This window comes from Streptomyces chengmaiensis, from assembly GCF_029846775.1.
Classification (GTDB): domain Bacteria; phylum Actinomycetota; class Actinomycetes; order Streptomycetales; family Streptomycetaceae; genus Streptomyces; species Streptomyces chengmaiensis.
Window position 1 is genome coordinate 1 of sequence record NZ_JARWBG010000100.1, and the last position, 9521, is coordinate 9521.

Below are 9521 nucleotides of genomic sequence, written 5' to 3' on the forward strand. Positions count from 1 at the left end.
CTCGTGAGGCAGCGCGTCGCTTCCGCCGTACCACTTGGTGTGCCACTTCGTGGCCGGGTTGCCGTCGATGGCGTTGGCATCGGTGCCGTTCTCACCTGTGGTCTCCTCGCTGTCGGAGTACACAACGCTCCAGTCCGCCTTGGAGATCGGTGAGCTGGTGCTGGTGCTGGTGCTGGTGAAGGTCACCGTCTGGGCGGCGGTCGGACGGGTGTCACCGGTCGCACCGGGGTTGTTCCAGTTGCGCTGCGGCGAGGTGACCGCGTTGGAGGTAAGGCTGATCGACAGGCCGCTGTAGCGGTTGACTAGTCGGTAGGAACCGGAGGGGGTGTTGGTACCGTTGTTCATGACGCGCTGGATGTGCCACTGCTTGCCGACCGACGGGCTGGAGCCGGCGGTGCCGAGGGTCAGTGCGGCGTTCCAGGCGCGGCCCGTGTCCGTGGTGTCGTTGACGCCGAGGGCCTGGCCGGAGGCGGAGTTGGTGATGGTGAAGAAGCCGTTGCCGGTAGGGGTGAACCTCCAGTGCTGCGAGGCGGAGGTGGAGGAGGTCGTGGTGACGACTACCCCGGTGCCGGACTGGAGCAGGTAGCTTCCGTTGTCGGCCTTGATCTGGTAGGTGGTGGTGCTGTTGACCGGCGCCACGGGCAGGTCGCTGGCGGCGGCGTTGATGGTGACGTTGGAGTACATCCCATAGGATGAGGAGGTGCAGTTGAAGCTGCAGTAGATCCGGAAGTCGCGACCCAGGAGCATGGAACTGGTCTTGCTGACGGAGTCAACGAAGAACCGGTACCAGGAGGCTCCGGTGGGCGCGCTGACGGTGCCGATCTCGGTCCACTTCTGGGTGGTGAGGTCCTTGGTTCCGTACACGTGCAGGGGGCCGGCGGCGTTGACTTCGTTACCGGGCGTGCCGATGTACAGGTCGAGGTAGGCGTTGTATGCGATGTTCATGTACGGCAGCGGAGTAGCGGTGGGCAGTCGGCCGGCGTTACGTTGCTGGGAGACGGTCCCGGTGTTGGCGGGGTTGTAGACGTCGTTGATGTAGCCCGCGCTGGTGCCGTCGGAGGGAATGAGGGAGGCTTCCCGGCCGCCGATACCCGGTTCCGACCACGAACCGGCGTACCACTTCTGCCAGGAAGAGGGCGCCATCTTACCGGAGATCGGGGCGCGGGCGACGTGGCCGAAGTCGGCGCGGCCGCCGCCGGACTTATTGAGGACCTGCGACATGTAGTAGACGTAGAAGTAGCCCGACGCGTAGTCCACGAAGAGACGTGGGTCGCCGTCACCGAAGTAGTAGGTCTGGTTCGGGAAGGCTGCGGTGTCGCCGCGCTGGGTGCTGAACGGCGAGGTGATGACCTGGGCCTGGATGGTCCAGGTGTTTCCCTGGTCGCTGGAGGTGGCGTAGTCGATCGAGTCGAAGTGCATGCCGTCGCCGAAGGGCTGCGGCGTGAACTCGTTGTGGACCAGGCCGTACCAGGTGCCGGAGTCCGGGTCGACCCATACGCCCATGAGGTCGCAGTAGTTGCGCTGCGAGTAGCCCGTACGGTTGGGCGCGTAGGTGGACTTCAGTCCGGTAGGGCTGTTGTTGCAGCGGGTGGTGGTGTTGGCATTGTCGGCGGTGTTGGTGATGCCCGCGGTGCTGTATGAGTCGAAGTTGCTGCCGGTGAAGAAGCTCCACTTGCGGCTGTCGTTGGGGCCGTAGAGCGCGTGCGCCTGTTGGAAGTAGAACTTGCCGTCCTTGTCGATGAACGGGCTCGCGGGCGAGTCGTCGGGGTTTGACCAGGAGCCGCCAGCGCTCGTCGTGATGGTGTATGACCCTGCCGCAGTTGCGGCGGGAGCGACGCTCGCTTCCGTCACGAAGAGTGCGAGCGGCAGCAGCATCGCGAGAGCAGCTCGCGTGCGAAGTGCCTTGATCGGTCTCACAGCGATCCCTTCTTTTCGGTGACTCCGTGCGAGGAGGGGAATGCACACCGCAGGTGCGGTCGGGGATGCGCTTCTCGCAGGGGATGTGGCTGGGAAGGTGTCCCAGCCTCTCGAGGGCCGACCCTCGATGTCTTGGGTCGGCGGCCGAAGCCGCCCGGATCACTTGCTGACGCCGGCCGTCATGCCCGCGATCAGCCGCTGGCCCAGCACGACGAACAGAACGAGCACCGGAACCATGATGATCACGACTCCGGCGAACATTCCGCCCCAGTCGGTGCCCGAGAACTGCTGCTGGTTGATGAAGGACAGCAGGGCGACGGGGAGGGTGCGGTTGGCGGTGTCGGTCAGCAGTACTAGGGCGAAGAGGGTCTCGTTCCAGGCTCCGAGGACCTGGAGGATGAGAGCGGTGATGATGCCGTTGCGGGCCATGGGCAGGACGACCTGGACGAAGGTGCGCAGCGCGCCGGCTCCGTCCATGCATGCGGCTTCCTCCACCTCGAGGGGAAGGGTGCGGAAGTAGCCGGTCAGCAGAAAGACGGTGAACGGCATGGCGAGGCCGACGTAGACGAAGAGCAGGCCTTGCATGCTGTCCAGGAGCTGCAGGTGGGTGGCGGCCTGCGTTTTGGCGAGCGTCACGTACACCGGGATGATGATGAGCTGGGCGGGGACGCCGAGACCGAGGGCGAACAGCAGGGTCAGGGGGCCGCCGGCCTTGCGCTTGGTGCGGGAGAGCGCATAGGCGGCCGGTGCTGCGATGGCGACGGAGATGATTGCAGAGCCGACGGCGGCGAGGACCGAGTTGAACAGGGCGGGCCCGAATCCGCCGGTCTTCCAGGCTTCGGTGTAGTTCTCCCACCGGGGGTGGGTGGGCAGGCCAACGGGGTCGACGAAGATTTCTTTGGTGCTGCGCAGAGAGGTGATCACCATCCACAACAGCAGCAGGATGTTGCCCGCGCACAGGGTGCGGACGGCTGCGGCGCCGAGACTGGCGGGGCGTAGCCGTCGCAGGAGTTGATTGGGCAGGCGGGAGGCCGTCTGTTGCTGTCCGGTTGCGGAGGCCCGGGTTGTCGCGGTCATGGCGGGTCCTTTTGCGGCCGGCGGTGTTTCAGGCGAGCTCGACGGCGTCGCGGCGCATCATTCGGTGCAGGACGATGGCGGCGACGGTGACGAGGACGAGGCTGACCAGGGCGGCTGCGGACGCCACGCCGAAGTCGCGGGTGGTCTTGGCGGAGAAGGCGCTCTCGTAGACGTAGAGGGCGGTGGTGTAGGTGTCGTTGGGGGGTGCCCCGCTGACGGTGCCGCCGAAGACGAGCACCAGCTCGAACACCTTGATGGTTGAGATGGTCCACAGGATGGCGCAGACGGTGATGACGTCCCAGGACAGGGGGATGGTAACGTTCCAGAAGCGCCGCCAGGGTCCGGCACCGTCCAGTTCGGCAGCCTCGTAGTAGGTGGGCGGTATCTGGTCGACTCCCGACATCAGCACGGTGGTGTAGAAGCCGGTGCCGGCCCACACCGTGACCGCGATGATCATCTTCATCAGGTTCTGCTCCCCCAGCCATTTCGGCGGGTGGCTAATGCCGACGACGTCGAGCAGGGCGTTGACGATGCCGTCAGGGCGGAAGAGCAGTCCTGCCATGGCGCCGAAGACGAGCGGGTTGACCAGGACGGGGAAGAACAGCACGTTCTTGACGAACTTGCGGTCGGTCATCTCGCGCAGGACCGCGGTGATGGCGAAGCTAATCACGAAGACCAGCCCGCCTCCGACCACGAGGATCAGGGCGGTGTTCTTCAGGGAGGTGAGGAAGACGGGGTCGTGGAAGAGGTTGATGTAGTTCTTGAAGCCGCGTGGCTCGATGGTGCTGATGCCGTCCCAGCGGTGGAAGCTGAGCCACGCGCTGAAGACGATGGGGGCGATGAAGAAAAGGCTGAACATCAGCAGAGCGGGGGTGAGGAACGGCCAGAAGGTGCGCCGTTGGGTCCGTTCCATCGGACTGCCCGGTGGGCGGCGGGTGCGCCGCCCGACGGATCGAACTGCAGAGGACATGGGGATCAGCCCTTGGCCTTCCAGTAGTCCGCGCTGGCCTTGGCACCCTGGGTGACGAAGTCCTTGGCGCTGATCTTGCCGAGCCAGAGTTTGCTGAACGTGGTGGAAAGGACCTTGGTCTGCCAGTCGGTGTCGGCGTTCTCACCCGGCAGTCGCAGGCTGGTGTCCCTCAGTTGCGCGGCGACGTCCTGCAGTTCAGCCGGGGCGGCGACGTCCGGGCGGGGGGTGACGTTCTTGGCGATGGTGGAGATGCCGCTGAGCTGGTCCTTGTTGAGGAAGAACGCGATGAATTTCTGCGCCGCCTTGGCGTTCTTGGAGCCCTTGGGGATCGAGAAGCCGATGGGCAGGATGTCGGTAGCGTTCTTGGTCGCATCCACGGTGGTCGGGAAGGTGACGGACTTGAACTCGTAGCCGGCGGGCTTCAGCTTTTGCACCTCGCTGGGCAGCCAGCTGCCCATAAGGAAGAAGACCGACTTGCCGGTGACCCAGCGCCCCTGCTGCTCGGGGTACTTCGTGGCGTCATACCCCTTGATCAGGTAGCCGTTCTTGACCAGGTCTTCGGCCTGCTGGGCGGCCTTGAGGACGACGGGGTTCTTGAAGGCGGCGCCTGTCTTGTCCGACGAGAGCGCTTCCAGGGAGCCACCGTTGCGGTTGAGCAGGTAGTCGAACCAGTACTGAGTAGCCCATCCCTGGTCGGCGTCGGTACCGATGCAGGCCTTGCCCTTGGCCTTCGCTGCCTTGCAGATGGCGAGGAGCTCGTCCCACGTTTTCGGCGGGGCGGTGACCAGCGGGTCCTTGCCATTGTAGAAGATGGAGACGGAGATCGCCTCGTACGGCATCATCCACGGGGTGCCGTCCTTGCCCCGGGGGAGGACGTCGAGGTACTTCTGCGGGATGACCTCGCTGACCTTCTTGCCGCCGTCAACGTCCATAGACAGCACTGGTGAGAGGTCTTCGGCCTTGCCGTTGGCCGCGAGGACCGGCAGCAGCCTGTCGAAGCTCTGGTCGACCAGGTCGGGGGCCTTCCCAGACAGCATCGCGGGACCGAGCTTGTCGAGCACTTCGCGGCCCTGCCACTGCACGTCGACCTTGATGCCGGTCTTCTTGGTGAAGGCGGCGATGGACTTTTTCAGCGCCTGCGCCTGAGGTTCGGTCTGGGTCCACATCGACCAGTAGGTGAGGCGCTTGGAGCCCGCGTCACCGTCGGACCCGTCGGAAGTCGTCGAACAGCCAGTGGCTGCCAGAGCGGTGATCAGAGCCAGGGCAGCGCTCGCTCTGAGCGGTTTCGCGTATGGCATTGGGCCATCCTTCGAGGTGGTGCGGCCTGAGGGTCGAGGGCGCGTCGATGAAGAGGTGAGGCATCTGCAAGGCACGGGGCCGGAAGGCCGATGTGGAATCTAAGTTCCTTGCCCGTCCGACTTAGTTCGTCTAGAGTTCGAACTAAGTAGACACGCTCAGTGTCGAAGCACGACGCCAATAAGTCAAGGGCTGTGAAAGATGGCGTCAGCGCTTCTTGTGGCTCCGCACCACTCCATGATGTCGGGGCCGCATTCCGCGGCCGTTAAGGAGTACGGGAAGGAAACTATGCCGCCCACCAGCCCCGCCAAACCGACTGTCTGCATCGATGCAAACCGGGTAGCCGTCGTCAGGCGGTCCAACCTGGGCGGGATCCTCAAGCTCCTCAGGGACCACGGCCCCCGTTCCCGCAGCCAGCTCGCCACCGAAATGGGTCTGCCTAAAGCGACCATCTCCACGCTCGTCGCCGAACTACTCGAGCGCAGCCTGGTCAGAGAGGGCGAACTGACCCGCAATCAAGGGCTGGGACGCCCCGGCCTGACCCTCGTCCTGGACGGCAGCGGTGTCTGCGGGCTGGGTATCGAGATCAGCACCACCTGCGTTCGGGGGCTGGCACTGGATCCACTTGGATCGGTGGTCTTCGAGTCCCAGCGGCCCCTTGATACCACGCGTCTCGGTATAGAGGAAGTCTTCGACATCACCGGAGATCTCGCCCGGCAGGCACTGGCCGAAATCAGCTCTCGCGGTATCCAGCCGCTGCGGCTGTGCCTGGTCACTCCAGGCACCGTGGACCCGGACAGAGGCGATGTGGTCTTCGCCGCCAACGTCGCCTGGCACGACACCCCCGCCCTCGCCATGCTGCGTCAGCGCATCGGCAGGCAGAGCGTCGACCTGCGCATCGAAAACGATGCCCACGCCGCCTCGTTGGCAGAACTCACCGCCAGCGCAGCAGGGATGGGGAATCTTCTGCTGCTGACCGGCGAGAGCGGTGTCGCCGCCGGCGTCCTCATCGACGGAAAACTCACCCGCCTCAACGGTGAAGTCGGCCATGCCCCGCTCGGACCCGCCGACACGGTCTGCGCATGTGGGCGCCGGGGCTGCTGGGAGACCGCGGTGGGGGGTAACGCCCTCCTCAGCCGGATCGCCGACGCTGGCGACACTGTCCGCGATCACACGGTGAGCTTGGAGGAGCGCCTGGCAGAGGTGCGCAGGCGCGCCATCGCCGGTGACGCCCGGACCCTCGACGGGGTCCGCTACGTCAGTGACCACCTGTGCCATGGCCTGAGTGTCCTGACGGACATCGTCGGCCCCCAAGTGATCGTCCTGGGCGGCTACTTCTCCTTCCTCAGCGACTACTTCGTCCCCGCTGCCCAAACTGCCCTAAATGCCCGGGTGATGACGCCGGTCATGGCATCGACCCGTGTTGTGGGCTCCAGCCTCGGCTTCGCCGCCGCGACGCGGGGTGCGGCCGAAATCGCCCTGGGAGCTCTCTTCGACGACCCCACCCTGGTGAGGCCGCCCAGCGATGCCTGACGGATCCACACACCAGCCCGCCTCCACGTTCAAGGACGCTGTATGAGTGAACTGCGCATCACCGAAGTCACGATGCCCACCGCCGACCTCGGACCGGACAATCCGCTTCCTCCGCTGTTCTCTTCCCTGGACACGCACGATGTGGCCGATCCCGGGGATGCGGACCCGGAGATGCGCCGCAACATCGCCTACGGCCGGGTGCGCCACGTGCTGCCCTACCTGATACAGGACGGCTACTCCCGTGAACTGACCCCGCAACCCCACCGGGCAGCTGTGCTGGAAAACGAATATCTGCGCGCCACGTTCTTGCTGAACTCCGGCGGACGCCTGTGGTCTCTCGTACACAAGCCGACCGGCCAGGATCTGGTGTACGCCAACACCGTCTTCCAGCCGGCCAACCTGGCGCTGCGGGATGCGTGGGTGGCAGGCGGCGTGGAGTGGAACTTCGGAACGATCGGCCACAGCACCACGACCAGTTCTCCCGTGCATGCTGTGGAGGCACGCCATCCGGACGGCACGGTGGTGCTGCGCATGTACGAGTTCGAGCGGATCCGGCGGGCTGTGTTCCAGATCGACGCCTGGCTTCCAGAGGACTCCGAGGTCCTGTTCGTCCACGTGAAGATCGTCAATCCGAACAGTGAGGATATTCCGGTCTACTGGTGGTCCAACATCGCCGTGCCGCAGCGCCCCGACACGAGGGTTCTGGCTCCCGCGGACGCAGCTTGGCAGTTCTCCTACGACCGGTCGATCCGCCGGGTGCCCATCCCCCAGCATGACGGCGTCGACCGCACGTACCCCAGCCGCGCCGACGCTGCGGCCGACTACTTCTTCGATCTCAACCTGAACCGGCGGCCGTGGATCGCCGCACTCAACGGCGACGGTGCCGGTCTGGCCCAGGCATCGACGCGGCAGCTACGAGGGCGCAAGCTTTTCGTGTGGGGGCAGCACCGCGGCGGCAGACGCTGGCAGGAGTGGCTTTCCCCGTCCGGGGCGTCCTATCTTGAGATCCAGGCTGGCCTGGCCCGGACCCAGCTGGAGCACCTGCCCCTGCCGGCAGGCACCACTTGGTCCTGGCTGGAGGCCTATGGACGCGTCACCGCGGATCCGGTGGCCGTTCACGGCGACGACTGGGACGCTGCCAGGGCTGCCGCTGAGGACGCCGTCGACCTGCTGGTGAGCGCCGATCGCATGGCGGCTGAGGCGAAAAGCGCCCGTGACTGGGCTGATGGGGCTCCGAATGCCGTGCTGCACATCGGAACCGGATGGGGTGCTTTGGAACGGCATCTGCGGTCCTGCACCGGCGGCTCCCCCATCGAGCTGCTGGCCACTCCGTTCCTCGACAGTTCCCTGGGCACCGAACAGGAGTCGTGGCTCGCGCTGCTGTACCAGGGACGGCTGCCCGCCTCTGACACGGCACCCGTGTCGTACCAAACGGACCCGGCCTGGGGGCCCTTGCTGAAGGAGTCTGGCGGCTGGCTGGCTGACCTGCACCTGGGGGTGCTGAAGGCAGCCAACGGGAAGCTGGACAAAGCATCGCTGGTCTGGACGCAGTCCGTTCTGATGCGGCCCACCTCGTGGGCCTGGCGCAACATAGGGATGCTGGCCGTGCACGACGCGGAGTGGAAACTCGCGGCCACCTGCTACCGGCACGCCTACACCCTATCCCCGCGGTCACTGCCCCTGCTGCATGAACTCGTTGAAGTACTGCTGAAAGCGGGCCAAGCGCGTGCAGCGCTGGGATACATCGACGCGTGGTGTGCGAAGAACGAAAGCGACGGCCGGCTGCAGCTGCTGGAGGCCCGAGCCGCGTTGGAGGACGGTCTCCTCGACCGGTGCCGCGCCCTGCTCGAGGACGGCATCGAGGTGCCGAACCTGCGTGAAGGCGACACCTCCCTCAGCGACCTGTGGAATGACTGTCAGCGCGCCCTGACGATGTCCAGCCAAGCCGACGGCGAGGCTTTGCCCGTGCCCGAGCGCTATGACTTCGTGATGAAGCCCGACATCCGCTAGAAGACTCATGAAGTTCCTGGTTCAGACGATGATGAAGCCCACACTCTAGCGAGCACTCTGTCGGGGAGTCAGGCCAACAACTTTGATCCAGTCATGGACTGCGGGGCTTCGAGGTCGGGTCGCCAGTTCCAGGAGCGGATGTCGAAGGAGATGGGCGTCCGGGTATCGGGAACGAAAGTCGAGTTGTGCGCTGGTGTTGATCACGGTTGGACGCCGGTGTGCCGACTCGTGCGCTTGCGGCGCCAGATCAGAAGTGAGGCGAGCAGCAGGAGCGCGAAGAGCGCGGCGATCATAGCCGGTCCGGCGGTGTCCAGGGTGTCGGCAACGGCTCGCTGGAAGCCGCCGCCGTGTCGATGACGGGGTCGGTGGTGGGGTCGGGCAAGGCGCGGATCTCGTACCAGCCGTAGTAGGCGACGTACGCGCCGACGAGTGTGAGCAGGCCGCCGCCGAGGCGGGGGGCGATCGTGCCGAGGCGACGCAGCCGGGTGACGGCGGTGGTGCGGGTGAGGGCGACGGTCAGGGAGGCGGCGCCGACGATCAGGCCCATGCCGGCGGCGTAGGCGGTGAACAGAGTGATGCCTTCGCCGGTGGAGCCGCTGCGGAAGGCGGAGACAACGATGGCGAGGAAGGGGGCGATGGTGCAGCCGAGGGAGGCGGTGGCGTACGCCGCACCAAACAGCGCCATGGAAGGCAGGGAGCGGGTCACCTTCGGTGCGCG

The 9521-nt window shown here is 65.7% G+C and carries 6 protein-coding genes and 1 pseudogene; 2 read left to right on the plus strand and 5 right to left on the minus strand.

What is annotated here, in order from left to right; all coding sequences use genetic code 11:
- The 4 genes from QCN29_RS35880 to QCN29_RS35895 form a co-directional block, all read right to left on the minus strand.
- Positions 1-1917: RICIN domain-containing protein (locus tag QCN29_RS35880; protein WP_279933436.1), on the minus strand; the 1917-nt coding region annotated here is incomplete at its 3' end.
- 159 nt (positions 1918-2076) lie between these two features.
- Positions 2077-2994 (minus strand): carbohydrate ABC transporter permease, encoded by a 918-nt coding sequence (locus QCN29_RS35885; RefSeq protein WP_279933438.1) that lies wholly within the window; start codon positions 2992-2994, stop codon positions 2077-2079.
- Positions 2995-3022: 28 nt separating this feature from the next.
- On the minus strand, positions 3023-3907 hold the full coding sequence (locus QCN29_RS35890) for a carbohydrate ABC transporter permease (RefSeq protein ID WP_279933439.1): 885 nt from the start codon (positions 3905-3907) through the stop codon (positions 3023-3025).
- Positions 3908-3969: 62 nt separating this feature from the next.
- Positions 3970-5262 carry an ABC transporter substrate-binding protein gene (locus QCN29_RS35895; protein WP_279933440.1) on the minus strand — a complete coding sequence of 431 codons (1293 nt, stop codon included), beginning with the start codon at positions 5260-5262 and terminating at the stop codon, positions 3970-3972.
- Positions 5263-5548: 286 nt separating this feature from the next.
- Between QCN29_RS35895 and QCN29_RS35900 the strand changes: the two genes are divergently transcribed.
- Together QCN29_RS35900 and QCN29_RS35905 are read left to right on the plus strand one after the other, a co-directional pair.
- Entirely contained in the window at positions 5549-6793 is a 1245-nt protein-coding gene (locus tag QCN29_RS35900; protein ID WP_279933441.1) for an ROK family protein, read from the plus strand.
- A gap of 42 nt (positions 6794-6835) precedes the next feature.
- Complete coding sequence (locus QCN29_RS35905; protein WP_279933442.1) at positions 6836-8803, plus strand: DUF5107 domain-containing protein; 1968 nt, start codon at positions 6836-6838, stop codon at positions 8801-8803.
- Positions 8804-9092: 289 nt separating this feature from the next.
- Here QCN29_RS35905 and QCN29_RS35910 read toward each other — a convergent pair.
- A pseudogene (locus tag QCN29_RS35910) lies at positions 9093-9521 on the minus strand (hypothetical protein); the annotation flags it as partial.